Genomic DNA, 26,341 nt, shown 5'->3' with positions numbered 1-26,341 from the left:
CTGGGGAAGGTAGACCTGCCACTAGCCGGGCGTCAAGTAAGTTCCTGCGATCAGACTAGCCGGGCGGCAAGTAAGTTTCCGTGGGAGCTCGAGGAGTACGAGGATGGACGTCACCATGGACGGCACCAAGCAGCAGCGCCGCGGCAACACCCGCCAGCGCATCCAGGACGTGGCACTCGAACTCTTCGTCGAGCAGGGCTACGAGAAGACCTCCCTCCGCGAGATCGCGGAGCGCCTGGAGGTCACCAAGGCGGCCCTCTACTACCACTTCAAGACCAAGGAAGAGATCATCGTCAGCATCTTCCGAGATCTGACGAAGCCGATCGAGGACCTGATCGAGTGGGGCAAGAGCCAGCCGCACACCCTGGAGACCAAGCAGGAACTCGTGCGCCGCTACAGCCATGCCCTCTACGAGGCGAGCCCGTTCTTCCGCTTCATGCAGGAGAACCAGGCGACGGTGCGGGAACTCGAGATCGGCGACGCGTTCAAGGACCGCATGCGCAGCCTGCGCGACATCATCATCGATCCGGACGCCCCCCTCACCGACCAGGTCCGCTGCGTGAGCGCCATCTTCACGCTGCACGCCGGCATGTTCTTGCTGCACGACATCGAAGGCGACCCCGAGGACAAGCGGAAGGCCGCCCTCGAGGTCGCCGTGGATCTGGTGACGCAGGCGCACCAGGGCGCCTGATCACAGCAGCGTCAGACCTTCACGCCCTTGCCACGCAGGAAGGTGACGGGGTTGATGGCCGAGCCGTAGTTCGCGGTCGTACGGATCTCGAAGTGCAGGTGCGGACCGCTGGAGTTGCCGGTATTGCCGGACAGCGCGATCTTCTGGCCCGTCTTGACGACCTGGCCGACCTTCACCTGGATGCGCGAGAGGTGGGCGTACTGCGAGTAGACGCCGCTGGAGTGCTTGATCACGATGGCGTTGCCGTAGGCGGGGCCGTCGCCGGCGCCGTTGCCGCCGGCCTTGACCACGGTGCCGCCGTGCGCGGCCAGCACCTTGGTGCCGCTCGGCACGGCGTAGTCCTGACCGCTGTGGGTGGACTGCCACATGGCGCCGGCCTGGGCGAAGCCCGCGGACAGCGTGTACTTCTTCACCGGGTCGATCCAGGAGGCGGCCTTGGCGGCCGTCTTGGCGGCGACGGGCGCGGCGGCCGGCGCAGCGGCGGACGCCACTCCGGCTCCCAGCACGACCGAGGCGCCCAGAGCGGCGGCCCCGACGGCCACGCGGGAGCGAAGCAGGGACGTACGGGAAGAACGGAACGTGACGTGCTGGAACATGAAGACCTCATGGGGACGGGGACAGAGAAACCACCCGGCGTGAAGCTCTGCCGGGGTGGCCATCCCTTGGTAACCCGCAGGTCCACAGACCCCCAAACGTGTGATCTACGACGGAAGCTAGTACTTCACCCCAAAACTTCCCACTCCTTGACAGAACGCCCTTTATGGACACTTTCGGCACAGATCCGCACTGGAGGCCGGAACAGGGTTCGAGGTTCCAGGACGTTCACCCCTTTTGCCCGATTTCGGCGTGCGACTACCCGGCCTAGTAGGGCCCGAATCGCCTGTGCCGCTTGTCACCGGCCGCCCACTTCAAGGGACTTCGGAATGTGACAGCGACTACTCCCGCACCCCGCAGGGCACTTGTGACCCCGGTCACGATCACATACGCGGGTCTGTGACCGGCCTCTCACCGCCCACTACCGTCCAGTAACCCGCTGGTTCCCCTCAGGCCATCCCCAGCGATCAGCATGCCCACGACACCGGTAGCGCAAGGACGCGAGAGGACCCCACACATGACCAGAGGCACCTGGACGCGCCGCATAGCCATGACCGCCGTGGCGACGGCCGCCGTCACGGCGATGGCCGTCCCGGCCGGCGCCCAGGCCGCGACGGCCACCAGCACCTCCACCGTCGCCACCGCCTCCGCGGCCGCCGCGGAGGACGTCGACTACGCGACCTGGCAGCAGGACTGCCAGGCCGTGATGGACCAGGCCCTGCCGGCGCTGAAGCAGCGCATCGCCGCCGCCAAGCCGGGCGAGAAGCAGGCGATCGTCTTCGACGTCGACAACACCACCCTGGAGACCGACTTCGGCTTCAGCTACCCGCAGCCGGCCAACAAGCCGGTCCTGGACGTCGCCAGGTACGCCCAGGAGCACGGCGTCTCGCTGTTCTTCGTCACCGCCCGCCCGGACATCATCTCCGCGGTGACCGACTACAACCTCAAGCACGTCGGCTACACGGTGTCCGGCCTCTACGTGCGCGGCTTCCTCGACCTCTTCAAGGACGTCGCCGCCTACAAGACCGCCCAGCGGGTCACCATCGAGTCCAAGGGCTACACGATCATCGCGAACATCGGCAACAGCGCCACCGACCTGTCGGGCGGCCACGCCGAGACGACGTACAAGCTGCCGGACTACAACGGCCAGCTGTCGTAACTCGGCTCTGTCGTAACTCAGCCTTGTCGTAACTGCGCTCGGACATGCGAAAAGGGCCGGTGCTTTTCAGCACCGGCCCTTTTCCTCGGCTCAACCCCCGGAGGGTCAGGCGTCCTTGCTCAGGTTCGGTCCGGCGCCGCCGGCCGCCTGCTCGATCGGCGGGACGTCGGGCAGCGCCGACTTCTCCTCGCCGCGGAAGGTGAAGGCCACGGTCTCGCCCTCGCCCTCCGTGTCGACGACCACGATGTGACCGGGGCGCAGCTCACCGAAGAGGATCTTCTCCGAGAGCGTGTCCTCGATCTCGCGCTGGATGGTGCGACGCAGCGGACGCGCACCCAGCACCGGGTCGTAACCCTTCTTGGACAGCAGCTCCTTGGCGGACTGGGAGAGCTCGATGCCCATGTCCCGGTCCTTCAAGCGCTCGTCCACCTTGCCGATCATCAGGTCGACGATCCGCAGGATGTCCTCCTGCGTGAGCTGCGGGAAGACGACCACGTCGTCGACGCGGTTGAGGAACTCGGGGCGGAAGTGCTGCTTGAGCTCGTCCGAGACCTTGTTCTTCATGCGCTCGTAGTTGGACTTCTTGTCGCCCGAGGCCGCGAAGCCCAGGTTGAAGCCCTTCGAGATGTCCCGGGTGCCGAGGTTGGTCGTCATGATGATGACCGTGTTCTTGAAGTCCACGACCCGGCCCTGGGAGTCGGTCAGGCGACCGTCCTCAAGGATCTGCAACAGCGAGTTGAAGATATCCGGGTGGGCCTTCTCGACCTCGTCGAAGAGGACGACGGAGAACGGCTTGCGGCGGACCTTCTCGGTCAGCTGGCCGCCCTCTTCGTAACCCACGTATCCGGGCGGGGAACCGAAGAGACGCGACACCGTGTGCTTCTCGCTGAACTCCGACATATCGAGGGAGATCAGCGCGTCCTCGTCACCGAAGAGGAACTCGGCGAGCGCCTTGGACAGCTCGGTCTTACCGACACCGGACGGGCCGGCGAAGATGAACGAACCACCGGGACGCTTCGGGTCCTTCAGACCGGCACGCGTACGACGGATCGCCTTCGACAGCGCCTTGACGGCGTCGATCTGGCCGATGACCCGCTTGTGGAGCTCGTCCTCCATGCGCAGCAGACGCGAGGACTCCTCCTCCGTCAGCTTGAAGACCGGGATGCCGGTGGCGGTCGCGAGGACCTCGGCGATGAGCTCACCGTCGACCTCGGCGACGACGTCCATGTCGCCGGCCTTCCACTCCTTCTCCCGCTTGGCCTTGGCGGCCAGGAGCTGCTTCTCCTTGTCGCGGAGGGAGGCGGCCTTCTCGAAGTCCTGCGAGTCGATCGCGGACTCCTTGTCGCGGCGCACGCCCGCGATCTTCTCGTCGAACTCGCGCAGGTCCGGCGGAGCGGTCATCCGGCGGATGCGCATCCGGGAACCGGCCTCGTCGATCAGGTCGATCGCCTTGTCCGGCAGGAAGCGGTCCGAGATGTACCGGTCGGCCAGGGTGGCGGCCTGGACCAGCGCCTCGTCGGTGATGGAGACGCGGTGGTGCGCCTCGTACCGGTCACGCAGACCCTTGAGGATCTCGATCGTGTGCGGCAGGGACGGCTCCGCGACCTGGATGGGCTGGAAGCGGCGCTCGAGGGCCGCGTCCTTCTCCAGGTGCTTGCGGTACTCGTCCAGCGTGGTGGCGCCGATGGTCTGCAGCTCACCGCGGGCCAGCATCGGCTTCAGGATCGAAGCGGCGTCGATGGCGCCCTCGGCGGCACCCGCACCGACCAGCGTGTGCAGCTCGTCGATGAACAGGATGATGTCGCCGCGGGTACGGATCTCCTTGAGGACCTTCTTCAGGCGCTCCTCGAAGTCACCGCGGTAGCGGGAGCCGGCGACCAGCGCGCCGAGGTCCAGGGTGTAGAGGTGCTTGTCCTTGAGGGTCTCGGGCACCTCGCCCTTGACGATGGCCTGGGCGAGGCCCTCGACGACGGCGGTCTTGCCGACGCCGGGCTCACCGATCAGGACCGGGTTGTTCTTGGTACGGCGGGACAGCACCTGCATGACCCGCTCGATCTCCTTCTCGCGCCCGATGACCGGGTCGAGCTTGGACTCACGAGCGGCCTGGGTGAGGTTCCGGCCGAACTGGTCGAGGACCAGGGACGTCGAGGGCGTGCCCTCGGCAGGCCCGCCGGCGGTGGCGGTCTCCTTGCCCTGGTAGCCGGAGAGCAGCTGGATGACCTGCTGCCGCACCCGGTTGAGATCGGCACCCAGCTTGACCAGGACCTGGGCGGCGACGCCCTCGCCCTCACGGATCAGGCCGAGCAGGATGTGCTCCGTGCCGATGTAGTTGTGACCCAGCTGAAGAGCCTCGCGGAGCGACAGCTCCAGGACCTTCTTGGCACGGGGGGTGAAGGGGATGTGCCCGGACGGGGCCTGCTGGCCCTGGCCGATGATCTCCTCCACCTGCTGGCGGACCGCCTCGAGCGAAATCCCGAGGCTCTCAAGGGCCTTGGCGGCGACACCCTCACCCTCGTGGATCAGGCCCAGGAGGATGTGCTCGGTGCCGATGTAGTTGTGGTTGAGCATCCGGGCTTCTTCCTGAGCCAGGACGACAACCCGCCGCGCGCGGTCGGTGAACCTCTCGAACATCGTTAATCGCTCCTCAGAGCGGTCAGGCAGTGGGGGGAACTTCCCCTCCCTGTCCTTCCGCAGCTTAGTCCCGCGAGCGGGGACCGCTCATTCCAACTGCCGACACCGTCGATGGCCTCCTGACCCCGAACGCCGACATCTGCTCCAACCCGATGGTGCGAGACGATGTTCCCGCAGGCCAGGCAGTTACCCCAGTCGCCAGTACGCCGATGGCGAACGTGAGACGGCCTTTCCTGCGTGTCGCCCCCTCCCACTAGGCATGTCTTACCCGCTGGGACTGACACTCCATGCCATGTGCCCCGGTTCCCTCCGCTACGGGCGAACAACCTTGCGCCTGCCGACACCCCCGCCGGCCCTCTTTGTCGACACGCGGCGCAGCCACGGGAACACCCAGCGTAACTCGCAGGCCTTTTCGGCGGTTGCACTTGGCATGGTTGGCTCAGTCCCCCCGGCTGCCCGCTCGGCCGCCCCTGCAATCCTCACGGTTCCCCTCCCCCGACGGCCGCTCGATCCGGATGATCTGGATGATTCGGCGGACCGGATCCGCGGCTGGTACGAGAACGAACTGGGCTGGGCGACAGTGCCCGGGGAGCCGGTACGACTTTTGGTGGGCGAGCGCTTCGACGTCCTGGACGTGCCGGCCGAGGCGGGCCTCGCGGCGCTGCGGCGCCTGGCGCCGGGCTCGCCGGTGGCCGTGCGGGGCGACCGACTGCGGCTGCTGGTGGCAGCGGGCGGCGCGGACGAGGTGCCGGGGATCCTGCAGTGGCTGGAGTGGGGGGCGCTGCCACTGGATCTGACGGCGATCGGCACGGGCGGGCTCATCGAGGCGCCCTTGCCCCCGGGCCGGAATCCGGGCCGCACCTCGGGCCGTACCTCGGGACGGGATGCGAGCCGCGATCCGGGTCGCGGTGCGGAACACGACGCCGGCCACGATCTGGGCCGTATCGCAGGCGGTGTTCGTACTCCCGGCGGCGTTCCGGGCTCGAGCAGGCCGGAGCCAGTTCAGGGGGCCGCCGTGTGGCTGCGGCCCCCCGTGGCAGGGTGCGAGGTCGAGACCTCGCTGCCGACGATGTCGGCCATGGGGGGCGTTGGGGGCGCCCCCGATCTCGTACGGCTGGTGGACACGCTGGCGACGCATTGTCACCGTGTCCGGCTGCGGCGCGCGAGCGCTCAGCCGTTGGCCTTCTCGTAGGCCTCGCGAATGGACGCGGGAACGCGGCCACGGTCATTGACCTCGTAACCGTTCTCCTTCGCCCACGCGCGGATCTGAGCGGTGTCCTGGCTGCCGCCGGAAGCGGCGCGCGCCTTTCCACGCCCACCCGAAGCACGGCCCCCGGTACGACGGCCGCCCTTCACGTAGGGCTCGAGAAGTCCCCGGAGCTTGTCCGCATTGCCAGTCGTGAGATCGATCTCGAACGTCTTGCCGTCCAGAGCGAACGTCACGGTCTCGTCCGCCTCGCCGCCGTCGAGGTCGTCGACAAGAAGGACCTGAACCTTCTGTGCCACCGGATTTCCTTTCATCGAAAACGTGAGGGTCGGGGATCCGCGGCGTCCGCCGTTTAGCCGAGCCCTGTTATATGCAGTACTGCAGTACGTCCGAAAGCAAACCGCTTTTGCCGGGAAAACACAAACCCCCGGCAGAGACCGGCAGCCCGCCTCCCGTCCGGAAACGTGCGCGTTTCGGACATAGGCCACCCGGGCAAGGCGGTTCGGCCGGAATGGACGACCACGATCACAGATGCAGAAGCATCCGGCTGTTGCCCAAGGTGTTGGGTTTCACTCGTTCGAGTCCGAGGAACTCCGCGACGCCCTCGTCATAGGAACGCAACAGCTCCGCGTACACATCGGTGTCGACCGGCGTCTCACCGATCTCCACGAACCCGTGCTTGCCGAAGAAGTCCACTTCGAAGGTCAGGCAGAAAACACGGCGAACGCCGAGCCAGCGTGCGGTGTGGAGCAACTTCTCCAACAACTGGTGACCGACGCCGGCGCCCTTCAGTCCGCGCTTCACCGCGAGAGTGCGGACTTCCGCCAGGTCTTCCCACATGACGTGCAGGGCGCCGCAGCCGACCACCTCGGCGTTGTCGTCCCGTTCGGCGACCCAGAACTCCTGGATGTCCTCGTAAAGCGTGACCGTCGCTTTGTCGAGCAGGATGCCGCCGCGGACGTAGGCGTCAAGGAGACTGCGTACGGCGGGCACATCGCCGGTCCGGGCCCGCCGGACGGTGATGGCTTTAGCGCTGACTTCGGGGTTCTCGGCGGAGGGACTCTCTGCTGACATGAGCGGACGCTATCGCCCGTCGGCCTCCGTCGCCGAGGCGGGGTTCTCCCCGGCACTCCCCGTACTCCCACTACCCGTACTCCCGCTCCCGGTACTCCCTGTGCTCTCGGCACTCCCCGTAGTCGCGGTTTCGGCGGTTTCCGGACCTTGGACCATGCGTACGGCGTCGCGCAGCGCGTGGCGCTGTTCGTCGCTCATCATCCCGAAGAAGGCGACGAGAGCCGCGGCGGGGTTGTCGCTCTGCGCCCAGGCGTCGTTCATCAGGGCGGCGGCGTAGGCGGCGCGGGTGGAGACCGCCTCATATCGATAGGCCCGGCCTTCCGCTTCACGGCGCACCCAGCCCTTCTGATGGAGATTGTCCAAAACGGTCATCACGGTGGTGTACGCGATGGACCGTTCCTGCCGAAGGTCTTCCAGGACTTCTCGAACGGTCACCGGGCGGTTCCACTTCCACACCCGCGTCATGACCGAGTCTTCGAGTTCTCCCAATGGGCGAGGCACAGCTCAGAACAATAGTGGGAGATCTCGCCAATCGCGTGCCGGACGTGCACTTTCATCGGCAAACGGCAACAAAAAGGGCGTGCGGCCCTATAAGGGAGCCGCACGCCCTGGAAGGCGCGGAAGCCTCGTGCGTCGGTCAGGCGTCGGGGCCGGCGGAGGCCTGGCGGGCGCCCTCCACGCGCGCGAGGGCGGCGTCGACGACCGCGTCCTCCTTGGCCTTGTTGGATCCGCCCTGGGTCTTCACGATCACCCTGATCACACCGATGAAGAACACGGCCATGACGACGGGAGGCACGAGCGCGGAGACGTAGTCCATGGATCCAGGGTAGCCAGGGAGGAACGGGGCATCGGGGCGGGGTCGCCCGGCCGGTGCGCCCGGGTCAGCCGGCGGCCAGCCGCTGCTGGTCGGGGGTGGCGGGCGGCGGGGTCGGTTTGCGGCGCGGGAAGACCTCGCCCGGCGTGGGGACGGGCCGGCGGGCGGGATCCGGGGCGGAGGGCCTGGCGGGCGCGGGGCCGGGGCCGGGTGCGGGTGCGGGTGAGGTCGGCTTCTCGGCGGGTTTCTTCCTCGGTTCCTCGCCCGGACGCCCGTCGGCGCCCTCGGTGACGACCGAGAGGCGGGCGCAGCCGTCGCCGGAGAGGCCCCCAGGAAGGGCCAGGAGGCGCGTACGGGACGCCGGGACGGCCGGGGTGGCCGGAGAGAGCCTGCGAGCCGCACGACGGGCGAGGCGGGCGCGTACGTCGTGTTCGGCGAGCGACTGGCAGCGGTCCAGGAGGGCGGCGGCCGTCGGGTTGCCGCGCAGGGCGCGGAGCGCGGCGAGGTCGTCGGGGTCGGGCCGGTAGCCGATGGCCAGGACCTCCTCCAGGAGCGTGAGGTAGCCGGCCGCGGTGCCGGGGAGGGCGGCGCGGTAGCGGGCGAGGTCGGCCACCAGGAAGGCCCGCAGCCGGGCGGCCTCACCCATCGCCTCGTCGAGGGACTCGGCGAGGCGATGGCAGTCCTGGACGTCCTCGGCGGAGACGGGGCCGGGGTGGAGGGCGAGGGCGAGGGCGCGGCGGAGCACACGCAGCTCCTCCGCGCCGAACGCCATGCCGCCGCGGGATCCGTATGGCGTGGGCATGCGGCGACGATACGCGCTAATCAGACAAATTCGACATTAGCAGCGGGTGCGGCGCGCCCGAATCCGCCCTGGTGGCCCCGTGGCTCTGCCCCTGACCACCTCTGGCGGCACGATCGGCCCGCCGCTCTCCGCCGCTTCCTCACCGCTCACATGCGCGACACGTTGCGCTCGTAGACCAGGCGCAGCCCGATCAGTGTCAGCCACGGCTCGTGCTCGTCGATCACCGAGGCCTCGCCGAGCACCGTCGGCGCCAGGCCGCCCGTGGCGATCACCGTCACGTCGTCCGGGTCGTCCGCCAGCTCGCGGGCCATCCGGGTCACCACTCCGTCGACCTGGCCGGCGAACCCGTAGACGATCCCGGACTGCATCGCCTCGACCGTGTTCTTGCCGATCACGCTCCGGGGCCTGGCCAGCTCGATCTTGCGCAACTGCGCGGCCTTGACGCCCAGGGCCTCGACGGAGATCTCGATGCCGGGGGCGATGACCCCGCCGACGTACTCCCCGCGCGCGGAGACCGCGTCGAACGTCGTCGCCGTGCCGAAGTCGACGACGATCGCGGGGCCGCCGTAGAGCTCGTTCGCCGCGACGGCGTTGATGATGCGGTCGGCGCCGACTTCCTTGGGGTTGTCGAACAGGATCGGCACGCCCGTCTTCACGCCGGGTTCGACGAGCACCGCGGGGACGTCGCCGTAGTAGCGCCGCGTCACCTCGCGCAGCTCGTGCAGCACCGAGGGCACGGTGGCGCAGATCGCGATCCCGTCGATGCCGTCGCCCAGTTCGTCCCCGAGGAGCGGGTGCATGCCCATCAGGCCCTGCAGGAGCACGGCCAGTTCGTCCGCGGTGCGGCGGGCGTCGGTGGAGATCCGCCAGTGCTCGACGATGTCCTCACCGTCGAACAGGCCGAGCACGGTGTGCGTGTTGCCCACGTCGATCGTCAGCAGCATGGCCGGTCCCCGTTCCTACTCGGCCGCTCGCAGATCCAGACCGATGTCCAGGATCGGCGAGGAATGCGTCAGAGCGCCCACGGCGAGGAAGTCGACGCCGGTGTCGGCGTACGCCTTGGCGGTCTCCAGGGTCAGCCGGCCCGACGCCTCCAGGAGGGCGCGCCCGCCGACGACGCCGACGGCCTCCGCGCACTCCCCGGGCGTGAAGTTGTCCAGCAGGATCAGGTCCGCTCCGGCGTCGACGACCTCGCGCAACTGGTGCAGGGTGTCGACCTCGACCTCGATCGGCACGTCCGGGAAAGCCTCCCGTACGGCCTCGAAAGCCCGGGTGACGCCGCCTGCGGCGACCACGTGGTTGTCCTTGACGAGGGCCGCGTCGGACAGCGACATGCGGTGGTTGACGCCGCCGCCGCAGCGGACGGCGAACTTCTCCAGGGAGCGCAGGCCCGGCGTCGTCTTGCGGGTGTCACGCACGCGTGCCTTGGTGCCGTCCAGGACGTCCGCCCACGCGCGCGTGGCGGTCGCGATGCCGGACAGGCGGCACAGCAGGTTGAGCGCGCTGCGCTCGGCGGTGAGGAGGTCACGCGTGCGCGTGGTGACCGACAGCAGCTTCTGGCCGGCCTCAACCCGGTCGCCGTCCTCCACGTGCCGCTCGACCTCGAACTCGTCCGTGCAGACGACCGAGACGACCGCCTCGGCGATCCTGAGGCCCGCGACCACGCCCGTCTCGCGCGCGGTGAAGTCGGCGGTGGCGACCGCGTCCTCGGGGATGGTCGCGACCGTCGTCACGTCGACGCCGTGGTCCAGGTCCTCCTGGATGGCGACGTTGGCGATGTCCTCGACCTCCACGGGGTCGAGTCCGGCGTCGACCAGGAGCTGGGCGAGCGCGGGGTCGAGCCCGCACTCCATGTATTCGGCGTAGCCCTCTTCGCTGTATTCGGCGTCGGCGTCGGCGCCACAGGCACAGCCGTCGCCGCAGCCGCCGCTCTGGGCGAGGGGAAGGTCGGGGGTGCTCACGTCTGTCACTGCTCCTGGGGACGGTGCTCCGGCTGGTGCTGCCGGGTCGGGGGGAAGTCTGCGGTATCGGTGGTGTGTACGGCGAGCGTGCGGTCCGGATTCAGCCTTACGACGATGTGGCGGCGCCAGTTCGCGTCGTCACGGTCGGCGTGGTCCTCGCGCCAGTGGCAGCCGCGGGTCTCCTCGCGCTGCCGCGCGGCGGCGACCAGGACGCGCGCGACACACAGGAGGTTGGTGGCCTCCCAGGTGTCGACGCCGGGCTCGGCCGTCTTGCCGTTCTCGTCGAGGGCGTCGCGGGCCTCGGCGTGCAGCCGCTGCAGGTGCCCGGCGGCCCTCTCCAGGGACGCGGCGGAGCGCAGGACGCCCGCGCCGTCGGTCATGAACCGCTGGATGGCGAACCGGGCCTCGGGGGCCAGCAGCGGATGCGCCGGCTTCTCGGGGCGCGCGACCGGCGCGGGCACACGCGCGTGGAGGCCGTCCTCCCCCCGGCTCGCGGCGATGTCGGCGACGATGCGCTCGGCGTAGACGAGGCCCTCCAGGAGGGAGTTCGACGCGAGCCGGTTCGCGCCGTGCACACCGGTGCAGGCGACCTCCCCGCACGCGTACAGGCCCGGCACGGTCGTACGGCCGCGGGAGTCGGTGCGCACTCCTCCGGAGGCGTAGTGGGCGGCCGGGGCGACCGGGACGGGCTCGGTGACCGGGTCGATGCCGTGCGTGCGGCAGGCGGCGAGGATCGTCGGGAAGCGGTGTTCCCACATCTCGGCGCCGAAGTGCCGGGCGTCGAGGAACATGTGCTCGGCGTCCTGCTCCTGCATGCGGCGCATGATGCCCTTGGCGACGATGTCCCGGGGCGCGAGCTCGGCCAGCTCGTGCTGCCCGACCATGAAGCGCACACCGGCCGCGTCGACCAGGTGGGCGCCCTCGCCGCGCACCGCCTCGGAGACGAGGGGCTGCTGGCCCTCCGCGTCGGCGCCGAGGAACAGGACGGTCGGGTGGAACTGGACGAACTCCAGGTCGGAGACCTCCGCGCCCGCGCGCAGGGCGAGCGCCACGCCGTCGCCGGTGGACACCGACGGGTTGGTGGTGGCGGAGAACACCTGGCCCATGCCGCCGGTCGCGAGGACGACCGCGGGGGCGTGCACGGCGCCCACGCCGTCGTGCTGGCCCTCGCCCATGACGTGCAGGGTGACGCCGGCGGTGCAGCCGTCGGCGTCCGTGAGCAGGTCCAGCACGAGCGCGTTCTCGATCGTGCGCAGTCCACGCGCGCGTACCGCCTCGACGAGCGCGCGGGAGATCTCCGCGCCGGTCGCATCGCCGCCCGCGTGCGCGATCCGGCGGCGGTGGTGGCCGCCCTCTCGGGTGAGCTCCAGGCCGCCTCCCTCGGACTCGTCGAAGTGGGCGCCGGTCTCGATCAGCCGGTGCACGGCGTCGGGGCCCTCGGTGACGAGGATCCGTACGGCGTCCTCGTCGCACAGGCCCGCGCCCGCCACCAGCGTGTCGTCCAGGTGCTGTTCGGGCGTGTCGCCCTCGCCCAGGGCGGCCGCTATGCCGCCCTGCGCCCAGCGGGTCGAGCCGTCGTCGAGGCGGGCCTTGGTGACGACGACCGTCTGCAGACCGGCGGCCTCGCAGCGCAGGGCCGCGGTCAGGCCGGCGACGCCGGAGCCGACGACCACCACGTCCGCGGCGATGCTCCACCCGGGCGCGGGCGCGTGCAGTCGTATGCCTGTGCTGGTCACGAGGCGGCTCCGAGGGTTCCGAAGGTGAGCGGGAGGTTGTCGATCAGCCGGGTCGTCCCGACCCGGGCGGCGACGGCGAGGACGGCTTCGCCGGTGAAGTCGTCCTCGAGGCCGGTGATCTCCGTGAAGTCCGCCGGGTCGACGAGCGCGAGGTAGTCCACTTCCAGCGGCGGGTCGAGCCGGGCGGCGGCGTCGAGGACCGTACGGGCGGCCGCGCGGACGGCCGCGGGGTCCCCGGGCGCGGCCTTCGCGACGGCGTGCGTGTCGGCAGCCGCGCGGGACTCCCCTATGGCGCTGAGCGCCTCGGCACGCGCATACGTGGCGGGCACCTCACGCGCGCGTGCCCGCAGCGCCTCCTGCGCGGCGTGCCGGTCAGCGCCCGCGAAGAGGGCCTGGGAGAGCGCGAGCGCGGTGCGCCGCTCCCTGGCGGACAGAAAGCGGTTCCGGCTGGACAGGGCCAGCCCGTCGTCCTCGCGCACGGTCGGCACGGCGACGATCTCCACGCCGAAGTTCAGGTCCCGCACCATGCGGCGGATCAGGGCGAGCTGCTGGGCGTCCTTCTGCCCGAACAGGGCCACGTCGGGCCGGGTGAGGTGCAGCAGCTTGGCGACGACGGTGAGCATGCCGTCGAAGTGCCCGGGGCGCGAGCCGCCCTCCAGGCGCTCCCCCATGGGGCCCGCGGTGATGCGGACCTGGGGCTCGCCGCCCGGGTAGACCTCGTCCACGGAAGGGGCGAACACGACGTCCGCTCCGGCCTGTTCGGCGGTCTTGACGTCGGCGTCCAGGGTGCGCGGGTAGCGGTCGAGGTCCTCGCCCTCGCCGAACTGCAGCGGGTTGACGAAGACCGTGACGACGACCTCGCCGTCCGGCCCGGCGAGGTCGCGGGCGGTGCGGACGAGGGTGGCGTGGCCCTCGTGCAGGGCGCCCATGGTCATCACGACGGCCCGGCGGCCGACACGCGCGCGTGCGTGCAGTTCGCCGGCGGTGCGCAGCAGGGTGGTGGTCATCCGGCGTCTCCTTCGGTGCCGTGCGTACCGGGACCACCGGGGGTGCCAGGAGTGCCGGGAGTGCCCTGGGTGCCGTCGGCGAGTACCCAGAGGAGGTCTTCGGCGAGCTCGGGCTTGAGGAGCCCGCGCGCGAGTGCGCGGTCGGCGGTCGCGCGGGCCATCGCCAGGTAGCCGGCGACAGTCTGCGGGGCGTGCTCGCGCAGCTCCGCGACGTGCGCGGCGACCGTGCCCGCGTCCCCGCGCGCGACGGGGCCGGTGAGCGCCCCGTCGCCGGAGCGCAGCGCGTTGTCGAGGGCGGCGCCGAGCAGCGGGCCGAGCATCCGGTCGGGGGCCTCCACGCCGGCCGCGCGCAGCAGCTCCATGGACTGGGCGACCAGCGTGACCAGGTGGTTGGCGCCCAGGGCGAGTGCCGCGTGGTAGAGCGGCCGGTGCTCCTCGGCGATCCACTCCGGCTCGCCGCCCATCTCGATCACGAGGGCCTCCGCGGCCAGCCGCAGCGCGTCGGGCGCGGTGACGCCGAAGGAGCAGCCGGCCAGGCGCTGGACGTCCACGGGCGTGCCCGTGAAGGTCATCGCCGGGTGCAGCGCGAGCGGCAGCGCTCCCGCGCGCAGGGCGGGGTCGAGGACCCTCGCGCCGTACCGTCCGGAGGTGTGCACGAGCAGTTGGCCCGGCCGTACGGCGCCGGTCTCGGCGAGGCCCTCCACGAGCCCGGGCAGGGCGTCGTCGGGGACGGTCAGCAGCACCAGGTCGGAACGCCGGAGAACCTCGGCGGGCGGGACGAGGGGCACGTCGGGCAGCAGGAGCGCGGCTCGCCGCCGGGAGGCGTCGGAGACGCCGGAGACGGCGACCGGGCGGTGCCCGGCGAGCTGGAGTGACGCGGCCAGGGCGGGACCCACCCGGCCCGCGCCGACGACGCCCACGGCGAGCCGCGCGGGGCGGTCCCTGGGGTCTGGCTGTTGGGCTGTACTCACTCGACGACGGCCTTCCGTTCCAGTCCGCTCCGGGTACCGGACGATTTCTCGTCATGTTAACGCGATCTGTTCGAGGGGGATCCGGTTGTCCACAGGCTGTGGGTTTTCCCACCCGCCCCCGCCCGCTTCCCGGTCTGTGCCGCCATCTGTGCCCCACCTGCCTCCAGGGGTCGGGCGGGGGCCGGAAATGCGCATGCCCGCGCGAGACGTCGCACGGCATCATCCGGGGCATGACGAACACGGTGGAGCACGGCGAGGAGAAGACGGCACGCGAGCGCCTGCGGGAGCGGCGGGCGGTCGCCTACCGGGAGGCGGAACGCGTCCTCGCGCGCGGTGGCTTCCGGGGCACGCTGCGTGACCGGCTCGCGCTGCTGCACGAGGCAGCACCCCAGGTCTACGACCTCGACGAACCCGGGGACATCTACGGCGACGGGGTCGTGGCGGCCCTGGAGGAGCGGGTCGCCGGGCTGCTGGGGACGGAGGCCGCCGCGTTCTTCCCGACCGGCACGATGGCCCAGCAGGTCGCCCTGCGCTGCTGGGCGGGCCGCACCGGCAACGCCACGGTCGCACTGCACGCGCTGAGCCACCCCGAGGTGTGGGAGCGGGGCGCGTTCGGCACCGTCAGCGAACTGCGCACGGTCCGGGTGACGCGCGAGCCCCGGCCGCCGACGGCCGAGGAGGTCCGTGCCTTCGAGGAGCCCTTCGGCGCGCTGATGCTGGAACTGCCCCTCAGGGACGCCGGTTTCGTGCTGCCCTCCTGGGAGGAGCTCACCGACGTCGTTCAGGCGGCGCGCGAGCGCGACGCGGTGGTGCACTTCGACGGCGCGCGCCTGTGGGAGACGACCCTCCACTTCGGCCGCCCCCTGCGGGAGATAGCGGACCTCGCCGACAGCGTCTACGTGTCGTTCTACAAGTCCCTCGACGGCTTCGGCGGCGCCGCGCTCGCGGGCCCGAAGACGCTGGTGGAGGAGGCGAAAACCTGGCGGCACCGCTATGGCGGAACGGTCTTCCAGCAGTTCCCCACCGCTCTGTCGGCCCTCATCGGCCTGGAGCGGGAGCTGCCCCGGCTGCCGGAGTACGTCGCCCACGCGCGCGTGGTGGCCGCCGCGCTGCGCGAGGGGTTCGCCGAGGCGGGCGTGCCGTGGGCGCGCGTGCACCCCGAGGTGCCGCACACCCACGAGTTCCAGGTCTGGCTGCCGTACGAGGCGGACGTCCTCGCCGAAGCGGCGGCGCTCCAGACCGAGGAGACGCGGACGATGCTCTTCGCCGCCGCCTGGGACCGCGGCGGGCCGGGACTGTCTCTCACCGAGGTCACCGTCCGCGCGGACGGCCTCACCTGGACGGCGGACGACGTGAAGGCGGCGGTCGCGGACTTCGTGGCGCGGGTGGCACGAGTGGCCCGGGGGGCGGGGGTGGCCGAGGGGGTCGGCACGTAGGACGCGAGCGCCGGCGCGGAAGCGCTCACCGCGGTGTCCCCCGCCCCGACCCTGGACGAGCAGACCGCGCGGATCGTCGTCGACAAGCTGGTCGACGGCCGCAGCACCACGGGGGACGGCGGCCTGCTGCTCGACGCGACCGTGGTGGCCCCGCTGGGCAGCGACTTCCTGGAAGGGATGCTCCGCTAGCCGGGCAAGGCGGGGCGGGGCGGGGCGGATCAGTCGAACCGGATGTGCCGCACGCCCACCGCGACCTGCCGCAGTCGCGTCCGCAGCGCGCCCTCGGTGTGGGGCGTGAGCGTCAGCCCGGCCAGGACGGCCACGCGGTCGGCCGTCTTCGGCACGGTCGAGTGGTCCGTCCACAGGTGCTCGGCGAACTCCGGCTCGCGCAGCCGCTCCAGGCAGTGGTCGAGCCGCTGGACGGCCCAGCTCTCCCGGCGCGGCCCCGCGTGCTTCCCGGCGACGAACCCGAGGAGGTGACCCAGGCCGCGCTCACGCAGCCGCTTCATGACCGTCTCGCGTTCGGCGAGGAGCGTGAAGTGGCGCACGTCGTGGCCGAGTTCGCGCAGCCTGCCGACGGTCTCCTCGAAGTACCCGGCATCGGTGACGGTCATAGGGGCGATGACCACGCCGTCGTGACCGCGGAGGGCCGGGTCGAGCACCTCGACGACGCCCTGCCGCCAGGACGCCAGATCCTGGAAGTCCCCGCGCAGGTCGGGCGGCAGCATGCGGCGCAGGCCGAAACCGGCGTGCTCGGGGTCGCAGACGACGCTGCCGGGCAGCCGACGCCGTATCTCGTGTGCGGTCTGTGTCTTGCCGCCCCCGAAGGGGCCGTTGATCCACAGGAGCATGCGCAGACCCTAGTGGCCGCACGCCCCGCGCGCGGGGCGTTCACCCCGGCTCGGCCCCGGCTCGGCCCCGGGTCAGTGACCGCCCGCGCGGACGAGCCCCGTCTCATACGCAAGGACTACGACCTGGACCCGGTCGCGCAGCCCCAGCTTGGTGAGGATGCGGCCCACGTGGGTCTTGACGGTCGCCTCGGACAGCACCAGCCGGGCCGCGATCTCCCCGTTGGACAGCCCTTGGGCGACCAGCACCATCACCTCGCGCTCCCGCCCCGTGAGCCGCTCCAGCTCCTTGTGCCGGGGCTCCTTGCCGGTGGCGGGCAGCATCGGCGCGAACCGGTCGAGGAGACGGCGGGTGGTGGACGGTGCCACCACCGCGTCGCCGCTGTGCACGGAGCGGATGGCGGTGAGCAGCTCGCCCGGCGGCACGTCCTTCAGCATGAAGCCGGAGGCGCCCGCCTTCAGCCCGGAGAAGGCGTACTCGTCCAGGTCGAAGGTGGTCAGGATCAGCACCTTCGGCGGCTCGGGCTCCGCGCAGATGCGCCGGGTGGCCTCGACGCCGTCCAGCTTCGGCATGCGGACGTCCATCAGCACCACGTCGACCGCCGTGGACCGCACCACCTGAAGAGCCTCGACACCGTCGCCCGCCTCGGCCACGACCTCCATGTCCGGCTGGGCGTCGAGCACCATCCGGAACCCGGTGCGCAGCAGCACCTGGTCGTCGACGAGCATCACGCGGATCGTCATGAGGTCCTCTTCCATGGGTTTTCCGTGGGTCCTGGCTGTGCGGGGGGGGGCGTGACAGGTGTCAACAGGGGGCGTGCGTGGGCGTCAATGCGCGGGTTTGAGCGGGAGCAGGGCGCTGATGCGGAATCCTCCGCCGGGCCGCGGGCCCGCGTCCAGGGTGCCGCCCACCATGCCGACCCGCTCGCGCATACCGATCAGGCCGTGGCCCGCGCCGTCGGCGCCGCCCTCCTCGTACAGCTCGTGCGGGGCGCCCTTGCCGTCGTCCTCGACGAGCAGGCCGAGGCCGTCGTCGAAGTAGACCAGGCGCACGCTCGCGCCCGCGTTCGGTCCGCCGTGCTTGCGCGTGTTCGTCAGCGCCTCCTGGACGATGCGGTACGCCGTCAGCTCGACGCCGCTGGGCAGCGGCCGGGCCGTGCCCTCGACCTTGAAGTCCACCGGCAGGCCCGAACCTCGGCACTGCTCGACGAGGTCCTCGATCTGCTCGACGTCCGGCTGCGGCACGTACTCACCGCCCTCCTGATGCTCGCCGGTGCGCAGCACGCCCAGCAGGCGGCGCATCTCGGCGAGGGCCTGGCGGCCGGTGGAGGAGATCGTCTCCAGGGCCTTCTTCGCCTGGTCGGGCGCGGCGTCGAGCACATAGGCGGCGCCATCGGCCTGCACCACCATCACCGACACGTTGTGCGCGACGACGTCGTGCAGCTCGCGCGCGATGCGGGCGCGCTCGGCGGCGACCGCGACCTTCGCCTGCGCCTCGCGCTCCTTCTCCAGACGGGCCGCGCGCTCCTCCAACTGGGCGAAGTACGCCCTACGGGTGCGCACGGAGTCGCCGAGCACCCACGCGAGGACGAACGGCACCGTCAGGAAGACGACGGTCGCGACGGCGGCCGGCACGTTCGAGTCCTCGTGCGGCCAGCGCAGTTGGGCGACGGTCGCAGCGCACAGGCCCATGCCGAGCGCCAGCCGGGAGGCCCAGCGGGCGCCGGTGGCGGCGACCGTGTACACGATCACCAGCAGGGCGAAGTCGGCGGCCGTCGTCGCGACGTCCAGCACGAGCTGCGCCAGCCCCAGCGCGGCGCCCAGCAGCAGCATCTTCTCCGGCATGCGCCGGCGCAGCGCGATCACCAGGCACAACAGGAACACGACGGGCACGTACAGCGCCATGGAGTCGGTGCCCCCGCGCTGCACCTGGCCGGAGGTTCCGGCCACGACAGAGATCCCGAACAGGACGAGGGCCCAGAAGCCGTCCACCCCGGTCGGGTTTCTGCGGAGGAAGTCATAGAGACGCTGCACGTAACCCAGCGTAGGGAAGCCGGATGCGTGCCGGGGTCAACCGGAGGGCCGATCCGGTCCGGGCGCGCGTACTCCGCAAGGTGGATGCCGTGATCACCTGTACGCCTAGTCTGGCCCGGTGGTGAACGAGGTGACCGGGTGGTGGACGAGGTGACGGGCCCGGGCGAGTGGCGCGGTTGGCGGGCGGCGACGCAGGCCGCCCTGTACGGCACGGGCGGAACGGCCGGAACAAGCGGCACGGGCGGCACGGGCGGGTTCTACCGGCGGCCCGAGGGCCCGGCGGGGCACTTCCGTACGTCCGTGCACGCCTCGCCGCTCTTCGCCGGGGCGGTGGCCAGGCTGCTGTGCCGGGTCGACGAGGCGCTGGGCCGTCCCGCGTCGCTCGACTTCGTCGACATGGCGGCCGGCCGGGGCGAACTGGTCACCGCGGTGCTGGCCGCGCTCCCCGCCGACGTGGCCGCACGCACGCGCGCGTACGCCGTCGAAGTCGCCGGCCGCCCCGAGGGACTCGCTCACCGGATCGAGTGGCTGTCCGAGCCCCCGGGACAGGTCACCGGGCTGCTGTTCGCCAACGAGTGGCTGGACAACGTGCCCGTGGAGGTCGCCGAGGTCGACTCCGCCGGGGTGGCGCGGCTGGTGCTCGTCCGGGAGGACGGGGTCGAGCGCCTCGGGCAGCCGGTGTCCGGCGCGGACGCGGAGTGGCTCGCCCGATGGTGGCCGCCGGCGGGCGAGGAGGGGCTGCGGGCTGAGATCGGGCTGCCCCGGGACACGGCGTGGGCGTCCGCCGTCGCATGCGTCGTACGCGGACTCGCGGTGGCCGTGGACTACGCGCACACCACGGACGCACGCCCCCCGTTCGGGACGCTCACCGGCTTCCGGGAGGGCCGCGAGACGGCACCCGTGCCGGACGGTTCCTGCGACATCACGGCCCATGTCGCACTGGACGCGTGCGCGGAGGCGGGGAAGAGGGGGAGGGAGGGGGACAGGGGCGCCTGCGTCCGCTTGCTCACCCAACGCGCCGCGCTGCGCGCCCTGGGCATCGCCGGCGCACGCCCCCCGCTCGCGCTCGCCTCCACGGACCCCGCCGCGTACGTGCGCGCCCTCGCGAGCGCCGGCGAGGCCGCCGAGCTCACCGCACCGGGCGGCCTGGGCGACTTCGGGTGGCTGCTCCAGTCGGTTGGAATTCCGGACCCACTCCTTTAGGGCAGGCCCGAACAGCCCCTACTTGTCGATCACGTGTCAGCCACTTGACGGTCGTTTGACGGTCACTTGTCGATGTCTCCCACCACGAAGAACATCGACCCCAGGATCGCCACCATGTCCGCGACCAGCGTGCCCGGCAGCAGTTCGGTGAGCACCTGGATGTTGTTGTACGACGCCGAGCGCAGCTTCAGCCGGTACGGGGTCTTCTCGCCCTTGCTGACGAGGTAGTAGCCGTTGATGCCGAGGGGGTTCTCGGTCCACGCGTACGTGTGCCCCTCGGGCGCCTTGAGGACCTTCGGGAGCCGCTGGTTGATCGGGCCGGGCGGCAGGTCGGCGAGCCGGTCCAGGCAGGCGTCCGCGAGGTCGAGCGCGTTGTGCGTCTGCTCCAGGAGGCACTCGAAGCGCGCGAGGCAGTCGCCCTCGGTCCGCTGCACCACCTTGAGGGTGTCCTGCAGTTCCCCGTAGGCGAGGTAGGGCTCGTCGCGGCGCAGGTCGAAGTCGACGCCCGAGGCGCGCGCGACGGGCCCGCTCACGCCGTACGCGTGCACGTGCTCCGGCGCGAGGACACCCACGTCCCGCGTGCGCCCCCGGAAGATCTCGTTGCCGAGCACGAGGTCGTCGAAGACGTCCATACGGGACCGCACGGCGGCGACGGCGCCACGCGCGCGTGAGGCCCAGCCTGCCGGCAGGTCCTCCTTGAGGCCGCCCACGCGGTTGAACATGTAGTGCATGCGCCCGCCGGAGACCTCCTCCATGACGTTCTGGAGCACTTCGCGCTCACGGAAGGCGTAGAAGACCGGCGTGATGCCGCCCAGCTCCAGCGGATACGACCCCAGGAACATCAGGTGGTTCAGCACCCGGTTCAGCTCGGCGAGCAGCGTGCGCGTCCACACCGCGCGCGGGGGCACCTCCATGCCGAGCATCCGCTCCACCGCGAGGACCACGCCCAGCTCGTTCGAGAACGCCGACAGCCAGTCGTGCCGGTTGGCCAGCATGATGATCTGGCGGTAGTCGCGCGCCTCGAACAGCTTCTCCGCGCCGCGGTGCATGTAGCCGATCACGGGCTCCGCGTGCCGGATGCGCTCGCCGTCCAGCACGAGCCGCAGCCGCAGCACACCGTGCGTGGAGGGATGCTGGGGGCCGATGTTGAGCACCATGTCGGTGCTCTCCGCGGCACCGCCGATCCCGACCGTGGTCTCCGTCATAGGAGTCATGCGCACCAGTCTCCCCTACGTACGCTGACCGTATGAAAACGGGGAGCCCTGGGGGCGTGGAGACGACGGACACCGGACCGGCCGGACCCGTGTGGACCGGGCTGCCGCCGGGACTGCTGCGGATGCGGCGGCTGTTGCTGGTGGTGTGGCTGGGGCTGGCGGCCGTCGGCACCGGGCTGCTGCTCGGCCTGCTCGTCGGCCCCGCGTGGGCGGCGTTCGCCTTGCTGCCACTGGCCGGCATCGGCTGGGGCTGGGTGCTGCTCGGCCGCAACTGGCGCTCCTGGCGGTACGCCGAGCGGGCCGACGACCTGCTGATCAGCCGGGGCGTGCTGTGGCGCGAGGAGACCGTCGTGCCGTACGGACGCATGCAGCTCGTGGAGGTCACCTCCGGTCCCGTCGAGCGGCACTTCGGGCTGGCCAGCGTCCAACTGCACACCGCGGCCGCCGCGACCGACGCGACCATCCCGGGCCTGGACCCGGCCGAGGCGGAACGGCTGCGCGACCGGCTCACCGAGCTCGGCGAGGCCCGATCGGCGGGGCTGTGACGACGCCGGGCGTAGAGGACGGCGTACCGGACGTGCCAGGCGCGGCGAACGCGCACGGCGTACCCGACACCCGCCCACAACGGCCCGTCACCCAAGCCACAGGGGCCGCCGGGGCCATCGAGCTCACCGAGCGCCGGCTGCACCCCGTCACGCCGTTCCGGCGGGCGTGGGCGCCGGTCGCGGTCCTCGCCGGGTGGGCGGTGCACGACCCGAACCAGGCGCAGGCGCAGTTGACCCGGCTGACCACCACGACGCTGCTGATCGCGCTCGCCGTGCTCGTCCCCGCGGCCTCCCTCTACGGCTTTCTGACCTGGTGGTTCACCCACTTCGCGGTGACGGACAGCGAACTGCGCATCCGGACCGGCCTGCTGTTCAAGCGCACCGCGCACATCCGGCTGGAACGCATCCAGGCGATCGACGTCAGTCAGCCGCTGCTCGCGCGGATCGCGGGCGTCGCGAAACTCCGGCTCGACGTGGTCGGCGCCGACAAGAAGGACGAACTCGCCTTCCTGGGCGAGGAAGAGGCCCGCGTACTGCGCGCGGAGCTGCTCGCGCGGGCGGCGGGCTTCGCCCCGGAGACGGCGCACGAAGTGGGTGAGGCGCCCGCGCGCGAGCTGCTGCGTGTGCCGGCGCGCAAGCTGGCGATCGCGGTGGCCCTGACCGGCGCGACCTGGGGCGCGCTCGCCGCCGCGCTCGTCGTGCCGCCGGTGCTGTGGCTGGCCACCCACAGCGTGTGGACGGTCCTGGCGACCGGCGTGCCGCTGCTCGGCGCGGCGGGCGCGAGCAGCGTGGGACGGTTCGTCGGCGAGTACGACTGGACGGTCGGCGAGTCGCCGGACGGACTGCGGATCGACCACGGGCTGCTGGACCGTACGCACGAGACGGTCCCGCCCGGACGCGTGCAGACCGTAAGAATCGTCCGGCCGCTGCTGTGGCGGCGGCTCGGCTGGGTGCGCGTCGAGCTGGACGTGGCCGGGTCGGCCAACTCCGTGCTCGTGCCGGTCGCCCCGCGCGAGGCCGCGGAGGCCGTCATCGCGCGCGTGCTGCCCGGGGTGAGCGTCCCGGCCGAGGCCTCGCTGTCGCGCCCGCCACGCCGGGCCGGACGGTGCGTGCCGGTGTGGTGGCGGGGCTACGGGATCGCCGTCACGGACACCGTGTTCGCCGCCCGGCACGGACTGCTGCGCCGCAACCTGACGCTCGTGCCGCACGCGAAGGTGCAGAGCGTGCGGCTGCGGCAAGGGCCCTGGCAGCGCCTCTGGGACCTCGCGGAGGTCCATGTGGACACGGGGGCCGACAAGACCGTCACAGCCCGGCTGCGGGACGCGCAGGAGGCCGCGGAGCTGCTCCTCGGCCAGGCCGAGCGGTCACGGACCGGGCGCCGGGACGCCCGGCCCGACCGGTGGATGGCTCAGTAGGCCTGCCGCCGTGGGGCGGGGCGGTGTCAGCGGTCTCAGGAGACGGCGCTGCGCAGGCTCTGGAGGTCGATCTGCGCGGTCTCGTCGTGGGCGGTCAGGTCGATGACCTGGCCCACTCCGCGCGACGCCTCGTCCACCCGCTTGAACTTCGCCTCGGACTCGGCCTTGTGCAGCGCGAGGGCCTCCTGACCGACGACGTCGGCGAGGTCCTCGTTCTGCACCGCCTCCAGCGCGTCGAGCGCCGACTCGCTCTGCGTACCGAAGAAGTCGAACCCGCCCTCGGCCGTCGGACGCCATACGGGCTCGGCGGCCGGTACGACGGCCACGGCGGTCGGCACGGCGAAGTGGCCGGAGGGACGCTGCACGGGAGCGGCGGGCCGGCGGACGAGCGCGGCGCCGACCTCGGCGGCGGGGGCAGGACCGGGAGTGGCGGTGGCGGCGGCCGGGACGGGGTCCAGGAGCGGCTCGGGCCGCAGGGCCTCCGCGCCGACCACGCCGTTCGCGTCGTCCAGGCCGCTCGCGTCATCCGCGTCATCCGCGTCGTTCGCCTGGGCAGGGGCCCCTTCCGGAGCGTCCTGCTCCACGATCGTGGCCACGACCGCGATCGCCTCGTTCTCGTCAGCCAGGTTCTCAGCCAGGTTCAGGGCGGCCGCGCGCGTGTGCTCGCCGGCCGCCTCGGGCTTCCCCTGCGCTTCGTCCTCCTGCGCGGCCTCCGTCTCGCCGCCGGCCGCGGCACCGGCCTCCACGGAAGTCGCCTGCGCGGGCTGCTTCTCGGCGGAGCCGTCGCTCCCTGAGGCCTTGACGCCGTCGGTGTCGAACCGGGCCAGGGCCGCCTGCGCCCGCAGGAAGAGGCGTGACCCCTCGGGGGAGAAGGCCGCCGGAACCTTCGGCTCCGCCTCGGCCGAGTCCACCGGCTCCACCGTCTCCTCGGCTTCGGCCGCCGCCTCGACGGCGTCCGAGCTCGCGCCGGCCTCGATCGCCCGCTTGGCGACCGCACCGGTCGACCTGGTCGACTTCGTCGACTCGGCGTCGCCCGCCGCGCGCGCGGCGGGCAGTGCGGGCGAAGGTACCGCCTCTATCTCGAGCAGACGGCGGCCCTCCAGGGCGCTGGCCCGCTCGGTCTCCGCGGTGGCGTAGCGGCGCAGCAGCGCGGCGTGCTCGTTGCGCAGGCCGGCCAGTTCGGTGCGCTTGGACCGCAGCCGCTGCTCCAGTTTGGCGCGCAGCTCCCGCGATTCTTCGAGGTCGCTCTCCAACTCGGCGACGCGTTCCTCGTGGTGCCATTCGTCACCGGCACGCGCGCGCGTGAGGTCGGCGACCCGCTTGCCGGCCTGGATGTCCCAGTGACGCATCACGACCGCGCCGACGATCGCCGTCGCCGCGGCCGCGGCGGCCAGACCTCGGAGCACCATCGGCTCCGTGAACACCCAGGGGCCGAGGGCGCAGACAAGGGACACGCCGGCGATCGCCGAGGGAGGCAGCAGCCTGTGCAAAGGCGGGGAATGGCGGTGACGTCCACGTGGCATGGCCAGAAACTTACCGCGCGTAGGCGAATGTTGGCGCCCCGCCCCGCAAAAACACAGCCATACCGAAGTCTTCACAGGGCATCACCAAACAGAGCTGCCCTTGAATTCGACGGGAAGCAAGATCATTTCCGGCCTGGACCGCCGGACGGCACCGAAGGGCGACGTCACCGGCCACTCAGCCGCCCGCTGATCCACTCCAGCGTCGGCGGGATCTCCCGCCGCCAGGTATTGAAGTTGTGCCCGCCGCTATCCAGGATGATCGACGAGATCCTCGTCCGGCCCGCGCCCTTCGCCAGCGCTATGAACTTCATCGTGGCCTTGTAGTTGGATTCTCCAACCTTGCTGCTGGTGACGAGCAGCGAGGTGTTCGGAGCGGAACGATTCTTCAGATACCAGAGCAAATCCGCCTCGTTGCGCAGGGTCTTGTTCCCGTGGAAGAGGTCACCGGTGGTCGGGTCGATCGGCGCCTTGTAGTACGCCGACAGTCCCGCACCGGCCGCGTAGACCTCCGGATGGTGCATCGCCAGCTTCAGGGCGCAGTAGCCGCCCGTGGAGTCGCCGATGATCCCCCAACTGCCGGGCTTCTTGCCGACCCTGTAGTGGGCCGTCACCGCGTCCGGCAGGTCCTTCGCGAAGAACGACTCGGTCTGCGGCCCGCCGGGGATGTCCACGCACTCCGTGTCCCGCGGCGGCGCCACCGTCGGCCGCATCATCACCAGGATCATCGGCTGCATGCGACCGTCCTTGGCGAGCTGCCGTGCGGTGCCCGGATAGTGCAACTTGTCCACGAGCGCCTCTGACGTACCGGGATACCCCGTGAGGACTACGGCGGCGGGGAACGTACGCGTGCGGTACGCCGGGTCGAAGTACTCAGGCGGCAGGTACACGTACGCGGGCGTGGCGATGTGCGTCGTACGTCCGTTGATGGCGACCTTCTGGACCTGCCCGCCGAACTGCGGGCGCCCGCTGCCGCCGCCGTCCACGCGCCGTTTGTCGACCACCTGCAGCGGCCCCGCCGGGCCGCCGCCCGCCGCGTGGTCGACGACCACACCCTGGTCGGTCTCCTTGCCGAACAGGTCCGCCCAACTGGCGTAGAAGCCGAAGGCCTGGTTGGCGGCGAGGCCCACCGACGCGAACAGCGCCAACTGGGTGGCGAGCAGCAGCCCGACTCGCCCGCTGACGGCGCGCCAGCCGCGCCGGGCCAGGCGCGGCCACAGCCACACCGTGCCGACGAACAGCAGTAAGGCGAACAGCACTGACAGCAGCAGCACTTTGTTGCTCGTGAGACCCATGCGGTGGTTTCCTGCCTGCTCTCCGTCCGGGATCGCGCCCGCTCCCCCGACTCCTTCGCGAGGGCTTGTCCCGAACTTTCCTTGGCTTTTTCATTGGCTTTGAGGAAATGAGTGAACCTCTCAGCCCAAGACACCGTCCTAGAGGGCGCAATGTCGCCGGATGCCCGAATAGGCGCCGGGTTCA

At 71.2% G+C, this 26,341-nt stretch carries 25 protein-coding genes and 1 pseudogene; 8 read left to right on the top strand and 18 right to left on the bottom strand.

What is annotated here, in order from left to right:
- Positions 1 to 103: 103 nt before the first annotated feature.
- Entirely contained in the window at positions 104 to 691 is a 588-nt protein-coding gene (locus tag OG352_RS24980) for a TetR/AcrR family transcriptional regulator (protein ID WP_329219920.1), read from the top strand.
- A gap of 11 nt (positions 692 to 702) precedes the next feature.
- Here OG352_RS24980 and OG352_RS24975 read toward each other — a convergent pair whose 3' ends face one another.
- Positions 703 to 1,287: a M23 family metallopeptidase gene (locus OG352_RS24975; RefSeq protein WP_329219919.1), complete on the bottom strand. Its 585-nt coding sequence runs from the start codon at positions 1,285 to 1,287 to the stop codon at positions 703 to 705.
- Between the two features lie 515 nt (positions 1,288 to 1,802).
- Here OG352_RS24975 and OG352_RS24970 point away from each other — a divergent pair.
- On the top strand, positions 1,803 to 2,444 hold the full coding sequence (locus OG352_RS24970; protein WP_329219918.1) for an HAD family acid phosphatase: 642 nt from the start codon (positions 1,803 to 1,805) through the stop codon (positions 2,442 to 2,444).
- Positions 2,445 to 2,549: 105 nt separating this feature from the next.
- Here OG352_RS24970 and OG352_RS24965 read toward each other — a convergent pair whose 3' ends face one another.
- The gene (locus OG352_RS24965) at positions 2,550 to 5,075 is read right to left on the bottom strand and encodes an ATP-dependent Clp protease ATP-binding subunit (protein WP_329219917.1); all 2,526 of its coding nucleotides are present in this window, start codon (positions 5,073 to 5,075) and stop codon (positions 2,550 to 2,552) included.
- 430 nt (positions 5,076 to 5,505) lie between these two features.
- Here OG352_RS24965 and OG352_RS24960 point away from each other — a divergent pair, with 430 nt between their 5' ends.
- Positions 5,506 to 6,267, top strand: a complete 762-nt coding sequence (locus OG352_RS24960; RefSeq protein ID WP_329219916.1) for an SCO3374 family protein — start codon at positions 5,506 to 5,508, stop codon at positions 6,265 to 6,267.
- Here OG352_RS24960 and OG352_RS24955 read toward each other — a convergent pair.
- The 10 genes from OG352_RS24955 to OG352_RS24910 all read right to left on the bottom strand — a co-directional run bounded on the left by OG352_RS24955 (position 6,246) and on the right by OG352_RS24910 (position 14,647).
- On the bottom strand, positions 6,246 to 6,581 hold the full coding sequence (locus tag OG352_RS24955) for a histone-like nucleoid-structuring protein Lsr2 (protein ID WP_093780109.1): 336 nt from the start codon (positions 6,579 to 6,581) through the stop codon (positions 6,246 to 6,248). The genes OG352_RS24960 and OG352_RS24955 overlap by 22 nt on opposite strands.
- A 226-nt stretch (positions 6,582 to 6,807) precedes the next feature.
- Entirely contained in the window at positions 6,808 to 7,356 is a 549-nt protein-coding gene (locus OG352_RS24950; protein ID WP_329219915.1) for an amino-acid N-acetyltransferase, read from the bottom strand.
- 9 nt (positions 7,357 to 7,365) lie between these two features.
- Entirely contained in the window at positions 7,366 to 7,821 is a 456-nt protein-coding gene (locus tag OG352_RS24945; RefSeq protein ID WP_443072329.1) for a BlaI/MecI/CopY family transcriptional regulator, read from the bottom strand.
- Positions 7,822 to 7,993: 172 nt separating this feature from the next.
- Positions 7,994 to 8,173 (bottom strand): hypothetical protein, encoded by a 180-nt coding sequence (locus OG352_RS24940; RefSeq protein ID WP_329219913.1) that lies wholly within the window; start codon positions 8,171 to 8,173, stop codon positions 7,994 to 7,996.
- Between the two features lie 64 nt (positions 8,174 to 8,237).
- The gene (locus OG352_RS24935; RefSeq protein ID WP_329223951.1) at positions 8,238 to 8,942 is read right to left on the bottom strand and encodes a hypothetical protein; all 705 of its coding nucleotides are present in this window, start codon (positions 8,940 to 8,942) and stop codon (positions 8,238 to 8,240) included.
- Between the two features lie 176 nt (positions 8,943 to 9,118).
- On the bottom strand, positions 9,119 to 9,916 hold the full coding sequence (locus OG352_RS24930) for a type III pantothenate kinase (protein WP_329219912.1): 798 nt from the start codon (positions 9,914 to 9,916) through the stop codon (positions 9,119 to 9,121).
- Between the two features lie 15 nt (positions 9,917 to 9,931).
- Positions 9,932 to 10,933 carry a carboxylating nicotinate-nucleotide diphosphorylase gene (gene nadC / locus OG352_RS24925; RefSeq protein ID WP_329219911.1) on the bottom strand — a complete coding sequence of 334 codons (1,002 nt, stop codon included), beginning with the start codon at positions 10,931 to 10,933 and terminating at the stop codon, positions 9,932 to 9,934.
- A 5-nt stretch (positions 10,934 to 10,938) separates the two neighbouring features.
- Entirely contained in the window at positions 10,939 to 12,669 is a 1,731-nt protein-coding gene (locus OG352_RS24920) for an L-aspartate oxidase (protein WP_329219910.1), read from the bottom strand.
- Positions 12,666 to 13,676, bottom strand: a complete 1,011-nt coding sequence (gene panC / locus OG352_RS24915) for a pantoate--beta-alanine ligase (RefSeq protein WP_329219909.1) — start codon at positions 13,674 to 13,676, stop codon at positions 12,666 to 12,668. Before panC ends, OG352_RS24920 begins: the two co-directional genes overlap by 4 nt.
- On the bottom strand, positions 13,673 to 14,647 hold the full coding sequence (locus OG352_RS24910; RefSeq protein ID WP_329219908.1) for a Rossmann-like and DUF2520 domain-containing protein: 975 nt from the start codon (positions 14,645 to 14,647) through the stop codon (positions 13,673 to 13,675). The genes panC and OG352_RS24910 overlap by 4 nt, the downstream gene beginning before the upstream one ends.
- A gap of 230 nt (positions 14,648 to 14,877) precedes the next feature.
- Here OG352_RS24910 and OG352_RS24905 point away from each other — a divergent pair, with 230 nt between their 5' ends.
- Together OG352_RS24905 and OG352_RS40060 are read left to right on the top strand one after the other, a co-directional pair.
- Entirely contained in the window at positions 14,878 to 16,083 is a 1,206-nt protein-coding gene (locus tag OG352_RS24905) for a threonine aldolase family protein (protein WP_329219907.1), read from the top strand.
- 27 nt (positions 16,084 to 16,110) lie between these two features.
- Positions 16,111 to 16,272, top strand: a pseudogene (locus OG352_RS40060) (hypothetical protein); the annotation flags it as partial.
- Between the two features lie 29 nt (positions 16,273 to 16,301).
- Here OG352_RS40060 and OG352_RS24895 read toward each other — a convergent pair.
- The 3 genes from OG352_RS24895 to OG352_RS24885 form a co-directional block, all read right to left on the bottom strand.
- Positions 16,302 to 16,934: an AAA family ATPase gene (locus OG352_RS24895; protein ID WP_329219906.1), complete on the bottom strand. Its 633-nt coding sequence runs from the start codon at positions 16,932 to 16,934 to the stop codon at positions 16,302 to 16,304.
- A gap of 72 nt (positions 16,935 to 17,006) precedes the next feature.
- Positions 17,007 to 17,675 carry a response regulator transcription factor gene (locus OG352_RS24890; RefSeq protein WP_329223950.1) on the bottom strand — a complete coding sequence of 223 codons (669 nt, stop codon included), beginning with the start codon at positions 17,673 to 17,675 and terminating at the stop codon, positions 17,007 to 17,009.
- An 84-nt stretch (positions 17,676 to 17,759) separates the two neighbouring features.
- Complete coding sequence (locus tag OG352_RS24885) at positions 17,760 to 18,965, bottom strand: sensor histidine kinase (RefSeq protein ID WP_329219905.1); 1,206 nt, start codon at positions 18,963 to 18,965, stop codon at positions 17,760 to 17,762.
- 138 nt (positions 18,966 to 19,103) lie between these two features.
- Between OG352_RS24885 and OG352_RS24880 the strand changes: the two genes are divergently transcribed.
- Positions 19,104 to 20,168 (top strand): SAM-dependent methyltransferase, encoded by a 1,065-nt coding sequence (locus OG352_RS24880; RefSeq protein ID WP_329219903.1) that lies wholly within the window; start codon positions 19,104 to 19,106, stop codon positions 20,166 to 20,168.
- A gap of 62 nt (positions 20,169 to 20,230) precedes the next feature.
- Here OG352_RS24880 and OG352_RS24875 read toward each other — a convergent pair whose 3' ends face one another.
- On the bottom strand, positions 20,231 to 21,382 hold the full coding sequence (locus OG352_RS24875) for an NADH-quinone oxidoreductase subunit D (protein ID WP_329219902.1): 1,152 nt from the start codon (positions 21,380 to 21,382) through the stop codon (positions 20,231 to 20,233).
- A 32-nt stretch (positions 21,383 to 21,414) separates the two neighbouring features.
- On the opposite strand from OG352_RS24875, the gene OG352_RS24870 reads away from it, so the two are divergent.
- Positions 21,415 to 21,927, top strand: coding sequence for a PH domain-containing protein (locus OG352_RS24870; RefSeq protein WP_329219901.1), 513 nt, complete (start codon positions 21,415 to 21,417; stop codon positions 21,925 to 21,927).
- The gene (locus tag OG352_RS24865) at positions 21,924 to 23,342 is read left to right on the top strand and encodes a PH domain-containing protein (RefSeq protein WP_443072328.1); all 1,419 of its coding nucleotides are present in this window, start codon (positions 21,924 to 21,926) and stop codon (positions 23,340 to 23,342) included. Before OG352_RS24870 ends, OG352_RS24865 begins: the two co-directional genes overlap by 4 nt.
- A 35-nt stretch (positions 23,343 to 23,377) precedes the next feature.
- On the opposite strand, the gene OG352_RS24860 is transcribed toward OG352_RS24865, so the two are convergent.
- Both OG352_RS24860 and OG352_RS24855 read right to left on the bottom strand, forming a co-directional pair.
- Positions 23,378 to 24,865, bottom strand: coding sequence for a hypothetical protein (locus OG352_RS24860; protein WP_329219899.1), 1,488 nt, complete (start codon positions 24,863 to 24,865; stop codon positions 23,378 to 23,380).
- A 164-nt stretch (positions 24,866 to 25,029) separates the two neighbouring features.
- Positions 25,030 to 26,157 (bottom strand): alpha/beta hydrolase, encoded by a 1,128-nt coding sequence (locus OG352_RS24855; protein ID WP_329219897.1) that lies wholly within the window; start codon positions 26,155 to 26,157, stop codon positions 25,030 to 25,032.
- Positions 26,158 to 26,341: the final 184 nt, after the last annotated feature.

Origin of the sequence: Streptomyces sp. NBC_01485, from assembly GCF_036227125.1 — a bacterium.
Classification (GTDB): domain Bacteria; phylum Actinomycetota; class Actinomycetes; order Streptomycetales; family Streptomycetaceae; genus Streptomyces.
This window is presented reverse-complemented; position numbering and strand designations above follow the sequence as displayed.

Bases quoted from the DNA above. Each gene is read 5' to 3' on its own strand.
- OG352_RS24980 (WP_329219920.1), top strand. From the start codon at position 104: ATGGACGTCACCATGGACGGCACCAAGCAGCAGCGCCGCGGCAACACC.
- OG352_RS24975 (WP_329219919.1), bottom strand. From the start codon at position 1,287: ATGTTCCAGCACGTCACGTTCCGTTCTTCCCGTACGTCCCTGCTTCGC.
- OG352_RS24970 (WP_329219918.1), top strand. From the start codon at position 1,803: ATGACCAGAGGCACCTGGACGCGCCGCATAGCCATGACCGCCGTGGCG.
- OG352_RS24965 (WP_329219917.1), bottom strand. From the start codon at position 5,075: ATGTTCGAGAGGTTCACCGACCGCGCGCGGCGGGTTGTCGTCCTGGCT.
- OG352_RS24960 (WP_329219916.1), top strand. From the start codon at position 5,506: ATGGTTGGCTCAGTCCCCCCGGCTGCCCGCTCGGCCGCCCCTGCAATC.
- OG352_RS24950 (WP_329219915.1), bottom strand. From the start codon at position 7,356: ATGTCAGCAGAGAGTCCCTCCGCCGAGAACCCCGAAGTCAGCGCTAAA.
- OG352_RS24945 (WP_443072329.1), bottom strand. From the start codon at position 7,821: ATGACGCGGGTGTGGAAGTGGAACCGCCCGGTGACCGTTCGAGAAGTC.
- OG352_RS24940 (WP_329219913.1), bottom strand. From the start codon at position 8,173: ATGGACTACGTCTCCGCGCTCGTGCCTCCCGTCGTCATGGCCGTGTTC.
- OG352_RS24935 (WP_329223951.1), bottom strand. From the start codon at position 8,942: ATGGCGTTCGGCGCGGAGGAGCTGCGTGTGCTCCGCCGCGCCCTCGCC.
- OG352_RS24930 (WP_329219912.1), bottom strand. From the start codon at position 9,916: ATGCTGCTGACGATCGACGTGGGCAACACGCACACCGTGCTCGGCCTG.
- panC (WP_329219909.1), bottom strand. From the start codon at position 13,676: ATGACCACCACCCTGCTGCGCACCGCCGGCGAACTGCACGCACGCGCG.
- OG352_RS24905 (WP_329219907.1), top strand. From the start codon at position 14,878: ATGACGAACACGGTGGAGCACGGCGAGGAGAAGACGGCACGCGAGCGC.
- OG352_RS24895 (WP_329219906.1), bottom strand. From the start codon at position 16,934: ATGCTCCTGTGGATCAACGGCCCCTTCGGGGGCGGCAAGACACAGACC.
- OG352_RS24890 (WP_329223950.1), bottom strand. From the start codon at position 17,675: ATGACGATCCGCGTGATGCTCGTCGACGACCAGGTGCTGCTGCGCACC.
- OG352_RS24875 (WP_329219902.1), bottom strand. From the start codon at position 21,382: ATGACTCCTATGACGGAGACCACGGTCGGGATCGGCGGTGCCGCGGAG.
- OG352_RS24870 (WP_329219901.1), top strand. From the start codon at position 21,415: ATGAAAACGGGGAGCCCTGGGGGCGTGGAGACGACGGACACCGGACCG.
- OG352_RS24860 (WP_329219899.1), bottom strand. From the start codon at position 24,865: ATGCCACGTGGACGTCACCGCCATTCCCCGCCTTTGCACAGGCTGCTG.
- OG352_RS24855 (WP_329219897.1), bottom strand. From the start codon at position 26,157: ATGGGTCTCACGAGCAACAAAGTGCTGCTGCTGTCAGTGCTGTTCGCC.